Below are 18,640 nucleotides of genomic sequence, written 5' to 3'. Positions count from 1 at the left end.
CTATATGTCCATATCGCCAGGTTAGTGGCCAAGCTGTTGACCCCCCGCAACCACCCTGTAACCTCGCTGTCACGAAACCGGCTGTCTGCGCGCATGGACTGTGACGATCGCCGGACCGGGACGAATATCAAAAATATAAGAAGGCGGAGCCAGGCATCCGCCGAAAGACCAGGTGGGACAAACAGGGAAGCCAACCCGGCACGGCGCCGGGGCACGCCTCGGGCGGTGTGCGGCTTGGCCCTCGGCAAAAAAGGGGACTGCTGATATGCGTGATTTTGAACGAGTTCGTCGACCGCTGGGCCGCAAAGGCCATTTCGGCGCGGCGATGACCGCACTGGCGCTGGTCCATGGCGCGCCGGCGCTGGCGCAGGAGACGACCGCCCCCGCGGACAACGTCGAAGCGGCACCCGGCGACCAGATCATCGTCACCGGCTCGCGCGTCGCGCGCGACGGCTTCCAGGCGCCGACCCCGCTCGTCGTGCTGACGCAAAAGGACATCCAGAACACCTCGCCGTCGAACAACATCGCCGACTTCGTCAACCAGCTGCCGCAACTCGCCGGCTCGACCAAGCCGGGCAACTCGCGCCTGAACATCTCCAACGGTTCGGCGGGTATCAACGCGCTCAACCTGCGCAACCTCGGCGAAGGCCGCGTGCTGGTCCTCGTCGACGGACGCCGTTCGGTGGGTTCGACGATCTTCGGCTGGGTCGACATCAACACGATCCCGCAGGCGCTGGTCGATCGCGTCGAGGTGGTCACCGGGGGCGCCTCGTCGGCCTATGGCTCGGACGCCGTCACCGGCGTGGTCAACTTCGTCCTCAACAAGAAGCTGGAGGGGCTGCGCATCACGGGCGACATCGGCCTCACCGACAAGGGCGACGGCTTCAACTATTCGGGCAGCATCGCGGGCGGTATGTCGTTCGCCGACGGCCGCGGCCACGCCATCTTCAACGCCGAGATCGCGCATCAGGACGGCATTTACGAAATCGATCCGAACGACCGGCCGTGGAACCACCGGGGCTATCTGGCATTTGCCAACCCGGCCTATGTCGCGGGGAATGGCCTGCCCCAATTCATCACGTTCCGGCGTGATGCGGGCCAGACCAACCAGGCGCCTGGCGGTTTTATAACTGGTTCAACCAACTCGGCGGGCGTTGCTTCTACTGCTCTTCGCGGCCTGTATTTCGGTCAGAACGGCCAGGTCATTCCGTTCAACTACGGCTCTTTCAACTCGCCGGCGCTGGGCGGCGCTGCCGCGGTTACGCGCACGGTCGGCGGCGACTGGCGGCTGAACGATTCGGGTCGTCGCATCGGCCTCAACCCCAAAGACGATCGCTGGGGCGCCTATGGCCGCCTCAGCTACGAAGTTGCGGACGGCGTCGAGATTTTCGCCGAAGGCTCGTACAACCGGCAGGAAGTCTTCTTCAACGCCGGCCCCAATCTGGGCTCGGCGACGCTCAACACGACCGGCTGCACGACCGTTCCGGTTCCGATCACCTGTAACGCCTTTGCACTGCAGACGCTGGGCGCAGGCCGCCTCGCGGGCCTCAACGGTGTCAACATCACGACCACCGCGGCGGATCTGCCGTTCCGCGGCATCAACAACAAGCGCGAGGTTCAGCGCTATGTCATCGGCGCCGAGGGCGAGTTCGACGCGTTCGGCAAGGCGGCGCGCTGGGACATCTATGGCCAATATGGCCGGTCCGACCTGCGCGAACAGCTGCGCAACATCATGCACGTTGCACGCATGAGAGATGCGACGAACGCCGCCTTCGCGCCGGCGGGCAACGCGGGCGGCTATGCTGCCGGTTCGATCCAGTGCCTGATCAATGTCGATGCCAGCACGACGAACAATGATCCGAACTGCGTACCGCTCAATCGCCTAGGCATCGGCGTCGCCGATCCGGCCGCGATCGATTATGTGCTGGGCGATCCGTACCGCAAGCAGGTTATGGAACAATTCGTCACCGGCGCCAATCTGTCGCTGACGCCGTTCGCCACCTGGGCGGGCGACGTCAGCATCGCGATCGGCGCTGAATATCGCAAGGAGAAGATTCGCGGCAGCGTTCCGACCGAGTTCCAGCCGCTCGCTACGGTGGATTCCAGTGGGCGACCTGGCTTCCTGAACCAATGGTCGGTCGGCAACTATCTGCCGTTCAAGGGCAGCTATAATGTGAAGGAAGCCTATCTCGAGACCGTGGTCCCGCTCGGTCTCGGCCTCGAATTCAACGGCGCGGTGCGCGCGACCGACTATTCGAACTCGGGCTATGTCACCACATGGAAGCTGGGGGCGACCTGGGCACCGATCGAGGATATCCGCTTCCGCGTCACGCGGTCGCGTGACATTCGCGCGCCTAATCTGAACGAGTTGTTCCAATCCGGAACCGCCAATAGCGATACGGTGCGCAACCCCCTCTTCACACCGGACCTGACGAATGGTCCGGAACGCTGGAGCTATTCGGGCCTGACGACAGGCAACCAGAGCCTGAAACCGGAAAAAGCAGATTCATGGAATATCGGCGCGGTGGTCACGCCTCGGTTCCTGCCCGGCTTTACCGCATCGGTCGATTATTTCCGTATCGATCTCGATGGCGCGATCGATTCGCTCAGCGCACAGGAGACCGTCAATCGCTGCTACGAAGGGCGGCAGGAATATTGTGATTTCATCACCAATGACCCGATCCGCTCTTTGCCCAACAATCCTTATCTGCTGATCCGGACTCAACCCTTCAACTTCGCCAGCAAGCTCGTGCGTGGCATTGACTTCGACGCCGCCTATCGCCTGCCGGTCGGCGGTGAAAGTGCGATCACGCTGAAGGGGACAGCGACGCGCTATATCGACAGCATCTCGGACACCGGCATTACCGGCGTCACGCCGGTGAACGGGGTCGGGGCGGTCGAACTCCAGAGCAACACGCCAAAATGGATATTCCGCACCAGCCTCAATTTCGAGACGCCGACCTTCTCGGGAACGGTGGTCGGTCGCGGCGTCAGCTCGGGCAAATATAGGGCCAACGCGATCGAATGCACGACCGGGTGCCCAACCTCGACCAGCCAGTTCCCGACGTATGACAACAATCATGTCAAGGGAACCTTCTACGTCGACCTCAACCTGACCCAGAAGGTCAGCGTCAAAAGCGGATCGGAGGCGGAATTCTTCTTCAACGTCACCAATCTGTTCGACGCCGATCCGTTGCTGCTGCCCGAAACCGGTCTGGCCGCGGCCAGCACCTATTCGGACCTCTTGGGCCGAGCCTTCCGCATAGGCATCCGCTTCAAGACAAAGTGACGCGGGACGAATGAAAGACAAAAGGGAGGGCACCCGTGGCCCTCCCTTTAACGCTCATTTCTCCCGGCACTTGTCATCCACAAAGCGCGCGAAAGCTGGCGCGCTATGTCGTGGGCAGGGCGAGGGTGCCCGCGTTGACCATCGGCGGGGCATAGGGGCCGACCGCGCGGTGAAGATGCCCGCGACGACCACCGGGTCGGCGGCGAGGATCGCGTCGGCCGCGGCCTGATCGGCGGCGCGCAGCAGGACGAGCCCGCCGTCGGTCCCCACTGGTCCCGCACTCGCGATGGCCCCCGCGCGAAACAGTCGACGAGAATGTAATGTCCGCTTTCGGGAGCCGCTCGCCGACCCACGAATGGCGCGTAGTTTGGGCGCATTGCTGCCAACAGCCGAGAAGGTGTTCTGACGTCGCCAAAACCCAAAGTCTGTAATTCAGAAGCGTCCCAACTGCGCCGAAAAGGAGATGTTTGCCAGCCGTGGTCAGGATGCTGCTGTTGCGAGCGCTGCGGCTAGCAGGTCGGCCAGGCCGCGCCCGGCGCTGCCATCTTCATCAAGCCTGGGATTGTAGATGGTGATCTCGAGGCCGACCGCCTTGCCGCTCGCCAAGGCCATTCGAAGCGTCGCCCCTAGCTCGTCCCACGACAACCCGCCCGGCACGCGGAAATCGACAGCCGGCATGACGGCATCGTCGAGGCAATCGGCATCGAGATGGATGAAGAAGCCGTCCAGATCCTCTCGCGTCAGATGGCTAACCGCTTCGCGCGCTGCGGCTTCGATACCCATCGCACGCACGGCGGGAAGGTCAATTGCCTTAAGCTCTTTCGGGAGCGGTTGGCTTCCATACTCCGCCTGGTCCTCGTGATCACGATACGCGAACGCGACGGCGTCCTCGGGACGGACCAGGGGGCAGAGACCTTCAATATCGGTCAGGCGCGACGGACCAAAGCCAGTGACAAGGGCAAGGTCCATCGAGGCGCCCTCGCCATTGGGATCCGCCCCGGGTTGGAAGAAATCGGCGTTGCCGTCGATGAAGAACAGGCCGTAGCGGCCGCGCCGTCGGAGGGCGAGCATCGAGCCCAGCACGATCGTGCAATCGCCGCCCAGCACGATCGGAAATTCGCCTGCGTCGAGCACCGATTCTACTATGTCGGCGAGTCTCGGCGACCACGCCGCAATTGCACTGCTATTCAGGATGCCGGTCCCGGGATCGGGCACAGGGTTCCTCGGAGGCACCGACAGCCGGGCGGCGCTGCGCGCATGGATGCGCTCCGCAAGGCCGAAATCCAGGAGCTGCTCGGGCAAGCGCTCCACTCCGTCAGTCGCCAGGCCCAATGTGGAAGGGGCTTCGATAATAGCATAGGAACGCGTCGGCATGGGTGCCTCCTTTGGCGGCTATTTTGCGGAGTGGGTCACCGCCTTTACGGCGAGCGGCTGATGGAGTTGTCGCGCCGTGCGGCTCCTTGATCAGCGGAGCTCGATTTACTCGCTGCGACTTGGTTCGTCGCTCCAGGAGGCTTGCGCCAATCGATTGCCGACAGCCACGGCGATTCCACCGGAATAGCGCCTATCTCCAATTGACGTGCCGACGCTGTAGCCGCGTTGCCCTTTCACGTGCGAGTTGCGCGGGCCGCGCCGCTTTGCGCGATCTTCCGCCGGAACGGAGCTCATGAGGTTACCGGCACGGCTGAGCAATGCGCGAGAACGACTTGCCAGCGGTCCTGCTCAAAGTGCCAGACCCGCGAATAGGAAAATCTGCCGAAAAAGCCGCTGCCGTCGAATGAGCCGGCGAGGTCGACGCCGACACAAACGGTCGCGACATTGCCGAGGCAGCGGATTACCGCCTCGTCCGCGGGATCGATCGTCTCGATCCGGAGTGCACCCGAACGATGCGCGGCGAGATCGTCGCTCTTTGATAGGCGTCTCCCTAGATGGTTGGTGAAGATGAGCTGATTGCTCATTAGCTCGTCCAGCGCCGCAACGTCGCTCGTAAGCATCCCTTGGCGAAGGCGCTCCTCGCAGACCTCGATCGTGCCCGTGTCGCTCATCCGCCTCTCCTCCTGCCACACCAACCCCCGCCGCGGCGAACGATTGGAAAAGCGCCATGGCGCGGGTCTCTGCAATGCTCGGCGTGCCGTTGCGCGACACGGGCTTGAGCAAAATGTCTCTCTACCTTCGTAACACCGAAACGCCAGCGAAGCGTCGGCATCGCTACGACCCTGCCGACTTCGGGCTTCTTAGGACGAACGTCGATACCCGAATTGAAATCCCATAAATTAGAACATGTCTACTCGCGCGCATCCACAATGGATGCGATGCTTCCGTTCTGCCGTGGCACCTGAGGCATAATTTGGCGATAGCGGACTGACCGCTCGCGGCGATAATCTGGCGTTAGCCGACGTTAGCCAGATCGCTAACCGGCGGTGCTTGTCGAAACGTCGCGTTCGTCGGATCGTGGCACCTTTTCACGCTCGAAGCTGATGGTCGTGATATTCGCATCGAGCGCGGTAACAACGTCTGCGGTCAGGTCGTTCGAGAAATTTCCGCCCAAAGCCGCGCCGCGATCGAACAGCAGCCCGCATTTATGGGCGGCATAGACCTTGGCGATCACGGGCTGCGCCTCGTCGGCGACACGCACCAGCGCCTTCGCACGCGTCGCTTCGATCTCGCGGCCGCCGTGCGCCGCCTGATCCCGGAGCGCCTGCCAGCGGGTTGCGAGCGCATCGCGCCGGTCCTTTACCTTGGCGTCCTGGCCCAGAGCCGCGAGCGCCTTGGCCTCGGCCTCGAGCGGCGCGCGCTGCTTGTCCACTTCGGCTTGGGCCGTCCGCGTCAGGTCCGCGATCCGCGCCGACACGGCCTTGCCGACCGCGGCATTGGCGAAAACCGCCTCACGCGACAGCAGGCACACCCCTGGGATAGCGGGACCGCCGAGCGCGGGCGCCGGGGCGGCCGGCTGACCAAGTGCGGGTCCGGTAAAGGCCAGCGCCATCGCTGCAAAACCAGCCGCACGCATCATGTTTTTCCGGATCATTTCAGGCATCCTCTGTTTCGGCGGCAGCGTCCGCCGGAGCCGTGTCTTTCTCGGCATGCGCCAAAAGGTCGGCGAAGCGATCGAGCGACAGGAAATGGAAATGGATCAGCGCGAGCCATCCCTTGCGGTGCCAGTCGAGAATGATTGCGTCGGAAAGCGCCTCGAACTTCGCCCGATCGATGACCTTGAAGCCGCTCAGCATCAATGCCTGCCTATCGCTCGCCAGGGTCGACCATTGAACCGTCTGGTTGGCGAGGTCGCCCGGCGGGATAAATGTCAGGATGAGATCGGGCAGGCTGTGGCTTTGCAGGAATTCGGCCAGCAGGTCGAACGCCTCCTTGCGCGTGCCAACCTGACCCAGCCGGCCCGACAGCACGGGTAGCCCGGCGTCGAGCGTTCTTGGCGGTTCCAAGGCAAGACATGCACCCATTTCATCCCCTTCGCTTTCATGACGTTCGGGGATCGGGAAATGCGAAATCTTTTTTGCGGTCGAACGACCGCGTCAGTTTCGCAGGATCGCTACCCCACCCGGAAGCCGCGTCACTCTCATGCCCAGCGACCTTGCGATGTGATCGACCGCGACATCGGCGCGCTCGAGATGGATCACGCCGCTGATCCGGACATCGTTGCGGCTTCCCAAAAGATAGACGCGCCCGGGGCGGTAACGATTGAGTTCGGCAATCACTTCGCCCGCCGGACGGTCCTGGAACAGGAACAGGTCGCGTTGCCACGCGGCACCGCTTTCGGCGACATCGCGCGGCGTCTGCTGCACCGCGCCCGCCCGGAAATCGAGGCTGGCCCCGGCGTCGACCGTGGTACGGCCTTCCGGCGAAACCACCTCGATTTGCCCTTCGAGGCAAGCAACCCGCATCAGGCGGCCGTCCGACCGCATCGAAAAGCGCGCGACCCGGGCGCGGACCTCGACATCGCTCGCCGTCGCAATCAACTGCCGCCCGGGATCGCAGGTCGCCGAAATCAGGGCCTCGCCTTGCGACAACTCCACACGCGGCGAGGCGGCGTCGGCCCAGAACAGCAGGCGCGAATCGGTGTTGAGTTCGGCGCTGACCTCGGGCTCGAGCCGGACGTGGCGGCGCTCGCCCTTGCCTGTGCGATATTCCCTCGCCCCCGCTGGGACGGGCGCAGCCAGCGGCACGAGCGCCACCGCCGCGACGACGGCCATGGCGGCCCCGCCTCCCAGGAACCAGCGGCGCGAAAGGGTCTGGCCCGCGACCGGCAAGGCTACGCCACCGGACAGCGCCGGCCCAAGCTGCTCCCACAGTCGCACCGCCTGGCGGAAAGCTCCCTCATTTTCTTCGTTTTGCGCGCGCCACGACAGCAGCATGTCGACGTCGCTCTGCGTCGCCTCGCCCGATTTCAGACGCACGACCCAGCTACGCGCCATCGCGTCCCGGTCGGGCCATCTCCCCAATTGATTGTCGTCAGGCGTCGTCAAGGCGGATCGGTCCTTCAATGACGAGACGGTTTCTGCTGCCCATAAGCGAAATCCTCCCGTTCTTCTTTTTTCAGATACTCGGCGCAATGGTCGAGCGCGCAGCGCAGTTCCATCTCGACGGTGCGCGTCGACACGCCGAGTTCGGCGGCGATTTCCCGGCACGACCGCTCGTGAAGACGAACGGCGATGAGGATCATTCGCCGCCTTTCGGTCAGCGCGGCAATCGCAGCTTCGAGCTGCCCGACCGCCTCGCGGCCTTCCGCCGTGCGCGCGGCAGACGGCGCCGGATCGGGAATGTCGAGCGCCGCGTCGATCTGGTCCGCCAGCGAATGGCGGTTCGCCGACCGGCGAAGGTCGGACGCCGCATTCAGCGTCAGGCGGAACAGATAAGCGGGCGCATTGTGCACCGCGTAGCTTTTGTCGGTCGTGCGAAGTTTGACATAGACTTCGTTGAGCGCCTCATCGGCGAGATCGGCCGAACCGAGCCGGCGCCGCAGCCGATCCCGGAAATCGGGATAGAGTTGGACGAAGCGCTGCAGGAGGGCGAAGGTCTCCACGACGCTAGCGGGCCGGCACGGGCGGACGCACCGGCACTCACCCCTGGACCTGAAAGTCGATGGGCACATCGACCTCGATCGGCGCGGCGAGTTCGTCGGGGACCGGCGGCAGGGGTGCGGACCGCCACAAGGCGGCCAGCGCCTTTTCGCCGATCAGGTTGTTCGGCGACCGCAAGACGCGTGCGTCGACCACGCCGCCGTCGCGCGCAACGCGGAAACGCAGCACGACCAGGCCGGCGTCGTTCCGGCCGATACGATCGCCGCGCCGCCGGCTGTGCGCCGCGATATGCTTGCGCAATATGGCACCGTAGACCGACTTGCCCGCCCCCGCGAGCGGATCGTCGGCGAGCAGGTTCGCCAGTTCGGTGTCGAATTCCGCATTCCCGGCATCGGCGGCTTCGCTCGCCCCCTTTGTCCGGATCGCCACATCGCTCTGCTTGCTCGTGAACGGCAGGTCGCGGGCATCGGCAACGCCGCCCCCGGCGCGCGAACGCTCCGCGGCGGGGTCGGGCGACAGAAGTTCGACCGTCAGCGGCTGCCCGTCCCGCGCGTCGCGCGTGACGCCCATACCATTCCCCGCGGTGGCAAGGCTGAAAAGAAAAATGAGCGCGATATGAAGGAGCGCCGAGAAGGCGATCACCGCCACGCGCCCGCCTTCGTCCGGACCGGACGTGTCGCCGATGGGGCCGATCCCGGCGAAGCCGCTCACTGCGCGACGATCCGAAGCCCGACGGGCTGGGGCATATTCGCGGGTGGCGGCGAGCCGACCGTCATGCCCGTGAGCAGCTTCCGCGCGATTATCAGCGCCTCGTCGTTGCTCTTGGCACCGAACCCGTCGAGACCGGTGATCTCCCCGTCCGCCGACAGCCAGACATAGAGCGTAAAATCATAGGACCGCGTCCCCAACTCGTTCGACCGGCGCAACAGCGCGAGGCTCGCCCCGAGCAGTTTCTCGCCGTACCAGCGATATTCGTCGTTGCTCGCCCGGAACGCCGAGGCCAGCACATCGATCTCTTCGAGCGACATGTCGGGCGGCGCCTGGCGCGCGGTCGATTCGAGGATGATGGCGTCGGGACGCGTGAAGCGCGGAACCAGCCCGCTTCCTTCCAGCATCTGCATCAGCGCGTCGTATGCCGTCCGCGCCTTCTGGACCGGCCCCGCCCTCTTGCCTTCGATCAGTTCTTCGGCGACGATGACATCATATCCGTTGCGCTTGCCGAACTGCCGCAGCCCGTCCGCCAGCGGTTGCCCCGCGGTGACGCCCCAATCATCCTGCCGTTCGCGCGCGCCCGAGGGCTCCGCCGCCAGCGCCTGCAACAGCAGGGCCAGCGACAAAGCAAGAGCGCGCAGCACCCCGTCGCCGGAATATCTCGTCTGCCCCATTTTTCTTGATCGACCCCGTGCAGAGACCATCGCGAGTTGGAGCCAGTTGGGCTGTCAGCATTTCAATTTGGTGACGGTCGGCGCCAGATGACCACATCCGGCGCAAAGCTGTGCCGTCGTTGCGGTCAGTTTCTAGCGGTTCGAGACGAGGCGCGGTCGCCGCATCGGCGCGACCGCGCCTCGGACAGCGAGTATGAACGCCGACACTGGCCGAGTAGCGTCGCGAAAGGCCGGATAAAGCGCCACTTCCAGTACCCAGCGCGACATGTCGGTCGGGACAAGCCATGCTCCTTCAGAAGAGCATCGAAAAGGCCGGCTGGACGCGCGTGGCGTTCTTTTCTTCACACAACTTTATGATCGCCCTGAGATCTTCGATGCGCTGTGGGTCCCACCCTTCCTCTTCGGAAAGGCGGCGTTCCGCTGCCGGCAATAGCGAGGCGTGCCCGCCATTGTTGGTCAGGCGCTGATAATAATCCGCGACAACAGCTTATAGGCCGATCGGGCGATTGCCTGCAGTTCGGCCTTCGTCGGCGCCCGCTCGGCCGCGTACTGGTTCAACATTTCAATAACGCCCCCCTCCTCGACGCGGCCGTGAGAGCCGCCCCTCTGCGGCTCGCTTCAATCCGGTCGAACGTCTTCAAAGATGAGCGAATATCAAGCCTTCGGCTATCGCAGATTGGATGAACGAGGCGCCACCAGAATATGCGGCCACGCCGATAGGTGGAGAGAAGCCATATCTGACCTTTCCGGCCAGCGCGTTGGCACACTCGAGCCACAATCAGGAATGCCTTGGCGATTGGCCAATAATGTTTGGCCAGCAATATCTGCTGCTTAGCGTCGAAATTGGCTGGGAATCCACACCGGCTGGCTGGGGCGGCAGGATTCGAACCTGCGAATGGCGGCATCAAAAGCCGCTGCCTTACCACTTGGCGACGCCCCAACGGGCCGGTGCGAGCGCGTCTATAGCGTCTTGGGATGCGTTGGCAAGGCGACGCCTTAGAGGCGCGTCACCCAGCCGTGCGGATCGGCGGCACGGCCGCGTTGGATGTCGACTAGCTTGTTCTTGAGCTTCGTTGTCACTTGTCCCGGGCCGCCGGCGCCGATCGTGAAGCTGCTCTCGCCGCGCGTGACCTTGCCCACCGGGGTCACGACCGCGGCGGTGCCGCAGGCGAAGCTTTCGGTCAGCTTGCCGCTTGTCGCATCGGCCTGCCACTGATCGATCGCATAGGGTTCCTCGCGCACCGTCAGCCCGGCATCGCGCGCGAGCGTGATGATCGCGTCGCGCGTGATCCCCGGCAAGATCGTCCCCGTAAGCGGCGGGGTAACGATGCTGCCGTCGTCGAAGACAAAGAACATGTTCATGCCGCCCAATTCCTCGATCCAGCGACGCTCGGCGGCGTCGAGGAAGACGACCTGGTCGTGCCCCTTGGCGATCGCCTCGCGCTGCGCGACGAGGCTGGAGGCATAGTTGCCGCCGCATTTGGCGGCGCCGGTGCCGCCGGGCGCGGCGCGGGTATAATCCTCCGACACCCAGAGCGAGATCGCGGGGGCGCCCGACTTGAAGTAATTGCCGACGGGCGAGGTGATGACGAGGAACTGATATTCGGCCGCGGGCTTCACCCCGAGAAACACTTCGCTCGCGAACATGAAGGGGCGCAGGTACAGCGCGCCGCCGTCGACCGGCGGGAACCAGCCCGCGTCGGCGGCGACGGCTTCCTTCACCGCGGCGATGAACAGATCCTCGGGCAGTTCGGCCATCGCCATGCGGCGCGCGCTGGCGTTGAAGCGCGCCGCGTTGGCTTCGACGCGGAACAGCGCCATCGAGCCGTCGTCGAGGCGATATGCCTTCAGCCCTTCGAAGATTTCCTGCGCGTAATGGAGCACCGCGGTCGCGGGATCGAGCGACAGCGGACCGCGCGGCATCACCTGCGCATCGTGCCAGCCCTGCCCTTCGGTATAACGGATCGACACCATATGATCGGTGAAGACACGCCCGAACGCCGGGTCGGCGATCGCCGCCGCCCGTACATCGTCCGCGATCAGATTGGGGTGCGGCAGATGGGTGAAGGCGGGAGCGGACATGCAAAAAATCCCTGTAGCTTGGGGGTCTATGGTGCGCGCCTCTTGCCAAATACGGGCGCGGCGCGCAACGGTAGCGACTATGCCGGATGAAAATTTTCTTTCACAAGTACCCGCCGCCTCTGCTCTTTTCTTGCGCGAAGACGAAGTGCGCCGCGGCATCGAATTCCTCTTTTTCGCCCACGCCTCGCTGTGGCGCGCGATCGATGCGCGGCTCGCCGAAAAGGAGCTGGGCCGCGCACATTACCGCGCGCTTTACTTCATCGCGCGGCAACCGGGACTGACGATTTCGGATCTGCTCGCCTTGCTCGGCATCACCAAACAGTCGCTCGGCCGGGTGGTGAAGGAACTGGAAGCGCGCGACTATCTGACGACGCGGCCGGGCAACCGCGACCGGCGCGCGAAGGAACTGCGCCTGACCGACACCGGCCGCGCGGTCGAGACGGTGATCTTCGGCATGCTGCGCGACGCGATGAGCCGCGCCTACACCCACGCCGGGCAGCAGGCGGTGACCGGATTCTGGCAGGTCAGCGAGGCGCTTGTCCCCGCCCGCGAACGCCGCCGGATCGCGATGCTGGGGAAAGAGACGGGCTGATTGAAAGCGTCGCCCCCGCGAAGGCGGGGGGCCGCAATCGTTCGATGCCGACCGTGCAGCGTAAGAACGCCAGCGCCCCCGCCTTCGCGGGGGCGACGTTGTCCCTATCCCTCGCCGCGCGCAATATCCGCCAGCTCGCGCCCGCGGTCGCGCGCCGCGCGCAATACGTTGGTGAGCAGCGCGGCAAGCTGGCCGTCGCTGTCGAGGACATCCAGCCCCGCCTGCGTCGTGCCGCCTTTGCTCGCGACCTGCGCGATCAGCACGCCCGGCTTTTCGCCGCTGTCGGCGAGCAGCGCGGTCGCGCCGCCGAACGTCGCGGTCGCCAGCGCCAGCGCGTCTTCCGCCGAGAGGCCAAGACGTTCGCCTGCGGCAGCATAGGATTCGATCAGGCGAAAGACGAAAGCGGGGCCGCTGCCGGTGAAAGCGGTGACGAGATCCATCGTCGAATCGTCGGCGAGCCGTACCGTATGGCCCAAGGTGTCGAGCAGCGCGTCGATCGCCGCATCGTCGGCGGCGCCCAGCGTCGCGACCGCCGACACCCCGGCGCCAATGCGCGCCGCAAGGTTCGGCAGGATACGGACCTGCGCGCCCGCATCGGGGAAGCGCGCCGCAAGATCGGACAGCGACACGCCCGCGAGGATCGAGAGCAGATGAACCCCACCCGTCGCGAGCGGCGCCAGCACATCGGCGACATCGCCCAACTGCTGCGGCTTCATGCCGAGCATGATCCAGTCGGCGTTGCCGCCCGCGGCCTGCCATTCATCGAGTGACGCGTGCTGGACAATGCCCGCGCGCGGCGTGGCATAGGGGTCGACGATCGCGACCAGCGCCGGGTCGAGACCCGCCGCCAGCCAGCGATCGAGCATTGCGCCCGCCATATTGCCGCAGCCCACGAGCAGGAACCGGCCGGAGAAATTCCGCAATGCTTTGGTCATAGGTCGTTCGTTTCTTGTCCTTAGCGACAGCTGCTCTCGGGCCCCGACAACAGGTCGAGGCAGCGGCCATCAATCTTGTTCGTATCGACGGGAACGCCGATGACCGACGCCAGCGTCGGCATGATATCCACCGTCATCACCGCATTCGGCTGTTCGAAACCCGCGAGCCCCTTGCGCCAGAAGAGGATCGGCACGCGGCGGTCATAATCCCACACCGACCCGTGCGTCGCGACATAGCCGATGCCCGATTCGGGGATCGGCGTGACCCGCGGCTTGAGCGCGATGATGAAATCGCCCGAACGCTGCGGGTTGTACGAGGCGCGCAGCTTGTCGAGCAGGCTCCACGTATCGGGGGCGCGTTTCGAGATCGGATGTGCGTCGAGCTGGTCGCGTGTCACCACCGCCTCGACCTGCGGATGGGCGCGCAGGCGCGGCAGGATTTCGGCGAGTACCGCCCCCCGCTGCGCCGCGGTCAGCGTCTTCGAGAAATAATAATCGTCGCCGTCGCCATAAAGAATGGGCTGCGGCAGGCCGAGCTTTTCGGCGACTTCCTTGCCGATCGCGCCGGGGTTCAGCGCCTTGTCGATGCGCTGCGCATCGGGCCAGGCGTTCTGGCGGTTGCGTTCGGGCAGATCGTGGCCGCCATGGTCGGCGGTCAGCGCGACGACATAATCGATCCCCGTCGCATCGAGCCGCGCAAAGAAATCGCCGAGCTCGCGGTCGAGCCCCGCCATCTGGATGCACATCTCGCTGCCTTCGGTCCCGGTGCTGTGGCCGACATAGTCGGTCGCCGACAGGCCGACGATGAGGAGGTCGGTTCCGCTGCCCTCACCCATCTTGCGGACCTGACGCAGCGCCGCCGCGGTCGCGAGCACCGCGCCATCGGCTTCGGGCGACGCCTGAAAGCGGCGGAAATCGCCGGCGTCGCGCGCCATCCGGCCGGTGCCGACCGAGCCGCCCTTTTCGAGCGGGATCGCAATATCGTGCGTGGTGCAATCGGCGGGAAGCGTCAGCGCGGGGCGCGGCTGGTTGATCGCCGCGGCGATCGCGGCGCTGGCCTGCTGCGCGGTCGGCGACAAGGTCGTGCCGCGATAGCTGGTGAGCCCGGCGGGTGCGAGCCACATCAACTCGTCGGCCTGGCGCCCGCCCATCATGATCGCCGAACGGTCCTTGCCCGATACCGAGACGACCTGCGCCTTCGGGTCGCGCGCCTTCATCAGATCGCCGAGCGTCGGGACGAGCAGATGGTTCACCGACGGCGCATATTCGCCGCTCTTCGACGTCGTCCCCGCGACCGTCTCGTCCTCGGCGCAATAGACGCGCTTGTCGGCGCGGGCGACCGACAGGTCGAAATAATTATTGGCGACAATCCCGGTGTGTGCCGGGTGGTTGCCGGTCAGGATCGTCGAATGGCCGGGACAGGTTTCGGTCGCGCCGTGCGACTGATAGCCCGAAGGGAAAACGATCCCCGACGCGAGCCGCGCGAGGCCGCCGGTGAAATGCCCGCGATATTCGGCAAAGAGGTCGGCTGAAAACTGATCGACCGCGACCATCACGACGAGCTTCGGCGCCGGGGTCGCGGCGGTAACCTTCTGTACCGGCGGCGCGGAATTCTGCGCAAGACCGGTTCCGGCAGCAGCAAGGCAAAGCACGGCGGCAAGGGCAGTGGACAGATATTTCAGCTTCACGGACGGCTTCTCCAACCTAAGGGTGTCAGCGCGGGCTGTCCTCTCGTCGAAAGCCGCCTATATGGCAAGCCTCGAACGACAGGCAGACGCGGGACGGGCATGGATCGCTGGAAAGACGGCTTTGTGACAAAGACATGGCGCGCGGTGCTGGCATTGCTGGCGCTTGCCATGCTCGCGGCCACCCCGGCGGCGGCGCAATCGACGCATATTCAGCCGAAGCTTGTGGCCGAATCGGCCGCCCCGGCACCCGGCGACGCCACGACACTCGCGCTGACGATGACACCCGAAAAGACATGGCATGGCTATTGGGCCAACGGCGGCGATGCGGGCTTTGGCCTGTCGGTCGACTGGAACGCGCCCGAGGGGGTGACGATCGCGCCCTTCCGCTATCCGGTGCCCGATGCGCTGATCCTCTTTGGCATGATGAACCATGTCTATGAGCATCCTTATGCGCTGCTCGCCGAGGTGCAGGTCGACAAGAATGTTACGCCGGGCACCGACCTGACGCTGTCGGGCGTCGCGAATTGGCTCGCCTGCACCGACAAGGTGTGCGTGCCCGAAAAAGCGGTGATTTCGGTCGCGCTGAAAGCGGGCGATGGCAAGATCGCGCGCCCCGAGCGCGCCCGATTCGACGGCTGGCGCGCGCTGCTGCCACAGCCGCTCGACCGCCATGGCACTTGGGAAAAGCGCGGCGACATGGTGCGCTTTGCCATCCCCCTCCCCGCCAGCACCGCGATCGACGCGCCGCACCTGTTCGTCGAAACGCAGGATGTGGTCGATTATGCCGCGCGGCAACGCTTCAGCCGCAATGGCGACCACATCATCGTCGAAACGCGCGTGAAGGGCGAAAAGGCGGGGCCGGTTTCGGCGCTGCTGAAGCTCGGCGGCGGGCGCGGGCTGTCGTTGACGCTCGAACCCGGCGCGGTGCCCGCCGCCGGCGAGACAATCGGCGGGAAAGCCGGCGGCATCGATATGGACCTGTTCTGGACGGCGCTCGGCGGCGCGATCCTCGGCGGGCTGATCCTCAATCTGATGCCGTGCGTCTTCCCGATATTGAGCCTGAAGGCGCTCAGTCTGGCGCGCTCGGGCGGTGATGCGCGAAGCGCGAAGGTCGAGGCGATCGCATACACCGCGGGCGCCATCGTCACCGCGCTCGTTCTCGGCGGCGCGCTGCTCGCGCTCCGCGCCGTGGGCGAGCAGGTCGGCTGGGCATTCCAACTGCAGCATCCGCTGAGCGTGCTTGCGCTGCTGATCCTCGCGCTGGCGATCACGATCAATCTGCTTGGCGCCTATGAACTGCCATCGTTCGGCCGCGGGCAGGCGCTTGCCGACAAGGGCGGAGCGGCGGGCGGTTTCTGGACCGGCGCACTGGCCGCATTCGTTGCGACGCCGTGCAGCGGCCCATTGCTTGGCGCGGCGCTCGGCGCGACGCTGGTGCTGCCCGCTTGGGCGGCGTTACCGATCTTCGGCGGGCTGGGACTGGGCCTTGCCCTCCCCTTCCTCGCCATCGGCTTCATCCCGGCGCTCAGAAATCGGCTGCCCAAGCCGGGGCCGTGGATGGATCGCTTCCGCAAATGGATGGCGCTGCCGATGGGGCTAACCACGCTCGCCCTGGCGTGGCTGCTGTGGCGGCAGCTTGGCAGCGGCGAGCAGTTGATGTGGCCGATCCTTGCCGTCGCGATGGCGCTTGTCCTGCTCACGCACTATGGCTCGATCCAGCGGGGTGACCGCCGGTCGTGGCTGCTGTTCGCCTCGGGCCTGCTCTTCCTTGTCAGCCTCGCGGGCACAGTGACCGAAGTCGCCGAGGCCCAACGCACCGCCGACGGTATCGAATCCACCTTCTCTGCCGACGCGCTCGCCAAGGCGCGCGCCACTGGCAAGCCCGTCTTCGTCTATTTCACTGCCGACTGGTGCCTGTCGTGCAAGGCGAATGAGGCAGGGGCGATCAATCGCGAAGCAGTGCAGACCGCGTTCGCCAAGGCGGGGGTCGTCACGCTCGTCGGCGACTGGACCAATGGCGATCCGGCCATCACGCGGACGCTCGCCGAACATGGCCGCAACAGCGTGCCACTCTATCTCTGGTACGCGCCGAATACTGCAAAACCGGAAATCCTGCCGCAGATCCTGACGCCGGGGATTTTGACGGAAAAGGCGCAGAAATGACTCCTTCCATCGTCATTGCGAGCGAAGCGAAGCAATCCAGAGCGTTTTACGCAACTCTGGATTGCCGCGTCGCTTCGCTCCTCGCAATGACGGGGAAAATATGATGACCAAACAGCGCGCCGACCAATTGCTCGTCGACCGCGGCCTCGCCGAAAGCCGGACGCGCGCGCAGGCGCTGATCCTTGCGGGGCTCGCCTTCGTCGGCGACCGCAAGATCGACAAGGCGGGTCAGCAGGTCGCGGCAGATGCCGAGATCAGCGTCAAGGGCCGCGACCATCCCTGGGTGTCGCGCGGCGGGATCAAGCTCGACCATGCCCTGAATCACCTGGCTTCGCATCCCGGTTGGGACGTCACGGGTGCGGTCGCGATCGACGTCGGATCGTCGACCGGCGGCTTCACCGACGTGCTGCTGAGCCGCGGCGCGGTGCGCGTCTATGCCGTCGACTCTGGCACCAACCAACTCGCGTGGAAGCTGCGGCAGGACGAGCGTGTCATCGTCCACGAACAGACGAGCGCGCGCATCCTGACGCCGACACACATCCCCGAACCCGTCGACCTGATCGTCTGCGACGCAAGCTTTATCGCACTGTCGAAGGTGCTGCCGGTGCCGATGTCATTTGCGAAAGACGGAGCGCGCATCGTCGCGCTGATCAAGCCACAGTTCGAGGCCGAGCGGCATGAGGTCGGCAAGAAAGGCGTCGTCCGCGATGCCGCGGTGCATGCGCGCGTTTGCGCCGAAGTGCAGGGCTGGCTGACCGGCGAAGGCTGGGACGTCGTCGACCTCGTCGAAAGCCCGATCACCGGCCCCGAAGGAAATGTCGAATTTCTGATCGCTGCGGTGAAGCGAGCCGCTTGACGCTGCGCCGCACAATCGCGACACCATGCAACGGATTCGCGTGTGGGGGATAATGCGGACATGACCGAAATCGCAACGCCGGGACAGCTTCGCATGTCCTATCTGCGCTGGGCGCTCGTCACCGTGCCGGCGATCGTGCTTGCGGGCAGCCTGTCGGGGCTGCTGTCGAACAGCGGCTATGGCAATCGCTGGTTCGCCGCGCTCGACCTGCCACCGATCACGCCGCCGGGCTGGGTGTTCGGCACCGTCTGGCCGATCCTTTACATCTGCCTCGGCCTGTCGCTCGCGATGATCCTGCACGCGCGCGGCGCGAAGGGACGCGGTTTTGCGCTGCTGCTCTTCTTCGTCCAACTGATTGCGAATTTCGCCTGGTCGCCGCTGTTCTTCGGGCAGCATCAGGTGACGACCGCGCTCTATGTGATCATCTTCATCCTGATGGTGACGGTCGCGACCGCCTTCGCCTTTGCGCCGATCCGCAAGGCGGCGGCGTGGCTGCTCGTGCCCTATATGATCTGGCTGAGCTTTGCCGCGATCCTCAATTTCCAGATCGATCAGCGCAATCCCGATGCCGAAACCCTTGTCCCCGCTGCCGCCAGCACCCAGATAGGGTGACG

The 18,640-nt window shown here is 65.1% G+C and carries 16 protein-coding genes and 1 tRNA gene; 5 read left to right on the top strand and 12 right to left on the bottom strand.

Translation table 11 applies throughout. The annotated features are described in order from the left end of the window. Positions 1 to 265 precede the first annotated feature (265 nt). Positions 266 to 3,289, top strand: coding sequence for a TonB-dependent receptor plug domain-containing protein (locus ACREBX_RS14875; protein WP_431562522.1), 3,024 nt, complete (start codon positions 266 to 268; stop codon positions 3,287 to 3,289). Positions 3,290 to 3,769: 480 nt separating this feature from the next. Here the strand turns inward: ACREBX_RS14875 and ACREBX_RS14870 are convergent, their stop codons facing one another. From ACREBX_RS14870 to ACREBX_RS14825, 10 genes are all read right to left on the bottom strand, one after another. Further along, positions 3,770 to 4,663: an arginase family protein gene (locus ACREBX_RS14870; protein WP_431562521.1), complete on the bottom strand. Its 894-nt coding sequence runs from the start codon at positions 4,661 to 4,663 to the stop codon at positions 3,770 to 3,772. A gap of 290 nt (positions 4,664 to 4,953) precedes the next feature. Further along, positions 4,954 to 5,334, bottom strand: coding sequence for a nuclear transport factor 2 family protein (locus ACREBX_RS14865; protein WP_431562520.1), 381 nt, complete (start codon positions 5,332 to 5,334; stop codon positions 4,954 to 4,956). A gap of 365 nt (positions 5,335 to 5,699) precedes the next feature. Next, on the bottom strand, positions 5,700 to 6,317 hold the full coding sequence (locus tag ACREBX_RS14860) for an OmpH family outer membrane protein (RefSeq protein ID WP_431562519.1): 618 nt from the start codon (positions 6,315 to 6,317) through the stop codon (positions 5,700 to 5,702). 1 nt (position 6,318) lies between these two features. Then, positions 6,319 to 6,747 (bottom strand): SapC family protein, encoded by a 429-nt coding sequence (locus ACREBX_RS14855; RefSeq protein ID WP_431562518.1) that lies wholly within the window; start codon positions 6,745 to 6,747, stop codon positions 6,319 to 6,321. Positions 6,748 to 6,819: 72 nt separating this feature from the next. Further along, a complete protein-coding gene (locus tag ACREBX_RS14850) occupies positions 6,820 to 7,770 on the bottom strand; it encodes a FecR family protein (RefSeq protein ID WP_431562517.1) in 951 nt (316 codons plus the stop codon). A 14-nt stretch (positions 7,771 to 7,784) separates the two neighbouring features. Beyond that, positions 7,785 to 8,327, bottom strand: coding sequence for an RNA polymerase sigma factor (locus tag ACREBX_RS14845; protein WP_431562516.1), 543 nt, complete (start codon positions 8,325 to 8,327; stop codon positions 7,785 to 7,787). Positions 8,328 to 8,364: 37 nt separating this feature from the next. Further along, positions 8,365 to 9,036, bottom strand: a complete 672-nt coding sequence (locus tag ACREBX_RS14840; RefSeq protein ID WP_431562515.1) for an energy transducer TonB family protein — start codon at positions 9,034 to 9,036, stop codon at positions 8,365 to 8,367. Next, the gene (locus tag ACREBX_RS14835) at positions 9,033 to 9,710 is read right to left on the bottom strand and encodes an STN domain-containing protein (protein WP_431562514.1); all 678 of its coding nucleotides are present in this window, start codon (positions 9,708 to 9,710) and stop codon (positions 9,033 to 9,035) included. Before ACREBX_RS14835 ends, ACREBX_RS14840 begins: the two co-directional genes overlap by 4 nt. Positions 9,711 to 10,575: 865 nt before the next feature. Further along, a tRNA-Gln gene (locus ACREBX_RS14830) sits at positions 10,576 to 10,650 on the bottom strand. Positions 10,651 to 10,706: 56 nt separating this feature from the next. Continuing rightward, positions 10,707 to 11,792: a branched-chain amino acid aminotransferase gene (locus tag ACREBX_RS14825; RefSeq protein WP_431562513.1), complete on the bottom strand. Its 1,086-nt coding sequence runs from the start codon at positions 11,790 to 11,792 to the stop codon at positions 10,707 to 10,709. Between the two features lie 79 nt (positions 11,793 to 11,871). Between ACREBX_RS14825 and ACREBX_RS14820 the strand changes: the two genes are divergently transcribed. Then, entirely contained in the window at positions 11,872 to 12,384 is a 513-nt protein-coding gene (locus ACREBX_RS14820) for a MarR family winged helix-turn-helix transcriptional regulator (RefSeq protein ID WP_431562512.1), read from the top strand. Between the two features lie 104 nt (positions 12,385 to 12,488). Here the strand turns inward: ACREBX_RS14820 and ACREBX_RS14815 are convergent, their stop codons facing one another. Both ACREBX_RS14815 and ACREBX_RS14810 read right to left on the bottom strand, forming a co-directional pair. Further along, the gene (locus ACREBX_RS14815) at positions 12,489 to 13,319 is read right to left on the bottom strand and encodes a pyrroline-5-carboxylate reductase family protein (protein WP_431562511.1); all 831 of its coding nucleotides are present in this window, start codon (positions 13,317 to 13,319) and stop codon (positions 12,489 to 12,491) included. A 20-nt stretch (positions 13,320 to 13,339) separates the two neighbouring features. Next, positions 13,340 to 15,007 (bottom strand): alkaline phosphatase family protein, encoded by a 1,668-nt coding sequence (locus ACREBX_RS14810; protein ID WP_431562510.1) that lies wholly within the window; start codon positions 15,005 to 15,007, stop codon positions 13,340 to 13,342. Positions 15,008 to 15,106: 99 nt separating this feature from the next. On the opposite strand from ACREBX_RS14810, the gene ACREBX_RS14805 reads away from it, so the two are divergent. The 3 genes from ACREBX_RS14805 to ACREBX_RS14795 all read left to right on the top strand — a co-directional run bounded on the left by ACREBX_RS14805 (position 15,107) and on the right by ACREBX_RS14795 (position 18,638). Next, entirely contained in the window at positions 15,107 to 17,170 is a 2,064-nt protein-coding gene (locus ACREBX_RS14805; protein WP_431562509.1) for a protein-disulfide reductase DsbD family protein, read from the top strand. 103 nt (positions 17,171 to 17,273) lie between these two features. Continuing rightward, positions 17,274 to 18,026 carry a TlyA family RNA methyltransferase gene (locus ACREBX_RS14800; RefSeq protein ID WP_431562554.1) on the top strand — a complete coding sequence of 251 codons (753 nt, stop codon included), beginning with the start codon at positions 17,274 to 17,276 and terminating at the stop codon, positions 18,024 to 18,026. Positions 18,027 to 18,086: 60 nt separating this feature from the next. After that, positions 18,087 to 18,638 (top strand): TspO/MBR family protein, encoded by a 552-nt coding sequence (locus ACREBX_RS14795; protein ID WP_431562508.1) that lies wholly within the window; start codon positions 18,087 to 18,089, stop codon positions 18,636 to 18,638. The last annotated feature ends 2 nt before the right edge of the window (positions 18,639 to 18,640 follow it).

Source organism: Sphingopyxis sp. (assembly GCF_050725655.1).
In the GTDB taxonomy this organism is placed as follows: Bacteria; Pseudomonadota; Alphaproteobacteria; order Sphingomonadales; family Sphingomonadaceae; genus Sphingopyxis.
The sequence above is the reverse complement of the archived record's forward strand: the minus strand, read 5'-3'. Positions and strand labels throughout refer to the sequence as shown.

Excerpts from the sequence above, each read along its gene's own strand:
- ACREBX_RS14875 (WP_431562522.1), top strand. The coding sequence starts at position 266 with ATGCGTGATTTTGAACGAGTTCGTCGACCGCTGGGCCGCAAAGGCCAT.
- ACREBX_RS14870 (WP_431562521.1), bottom strand. The coding sequence starts at position 4,663 with ATGCCGACGCGTTCCTATGCTATTATCGAAGCCCCTTCCACATTGGGC.
- ACREBX_RS14865 (WP_431562520.1), bottom strand. The coding sequence starts at position 5,334 with ATGAGCGACACGGGCACGATCGAGGTCTGCGAGGAGCGCCTTCGCCAA.
- ACREBX_RS14860 (WP_431562519.1), bottom strand. The coding sequence starts at position 6,317 with ATGATCCGGAAAAACATGATGCGTGCGGCTGGTTTTGCAGCGATGGCG.
- ACREBX_RS14855 (WP_431562518.1), bottom strand. The coding sequence starts at position 6,747 with ATGGGTGCATGTCTTGCCTTGGAACCGCCAAGAACGCTCGACGCCGGG.
- ACREBX_RS14835 (WP_431562514.1), bottom strand. The coding sequence starts at position 9,710 with ATGGGGCAGACGAGATATTCCGGCGACGGGGTGCTGCGCGCTCTTGCT.
- ACREBX_RS14825 (WP_431562513.1), bottom strand. The coding sequence starts at position 11,792 with ATGTCCGCTCCCGCCTTCACCCATCTGCCGCACCCCAATCTGATCGCG.
- ACREBX_RS14820 (WP_431562512.1), top strand. The coding sequence starts at position 11,872 with ATGCCGGATGAAAATTTTCTTTCACAAGTACCCGCCGCCTCTGCTCTT.
- ACREBX_RS14815 (WP_431562511.1), bottom strand. The coding sequence starts at position 13,319 with ATGACCAAAGCATTGCGGAATTTCTCCGGCCGGTTCCTGCTCGTGGGC.
- ACREBX_RS14805 (WP_431562509.1), top strand. The coding sequence starts at position 15,107 with ATGGATCGCTGGAAAGACGGCTTTGTGACAAAGACATGGCGCGCGGTG.
- ACREBX_RS14800 (WP_431562554.1), top strand. The coding sequence starts at position 17,274 with ATGACCAAACAGCGCGCCGACCAATTGCTCGTCGACCGCGGCCTCGCC.
- ACREBX_RS14795 (WP_431562508.1), top strand. The coding sequence starts at position 18,087 with ATGACCGAAATCGCAACGCCGGGACAGCTTCGCATGTCCTATCTGCGC.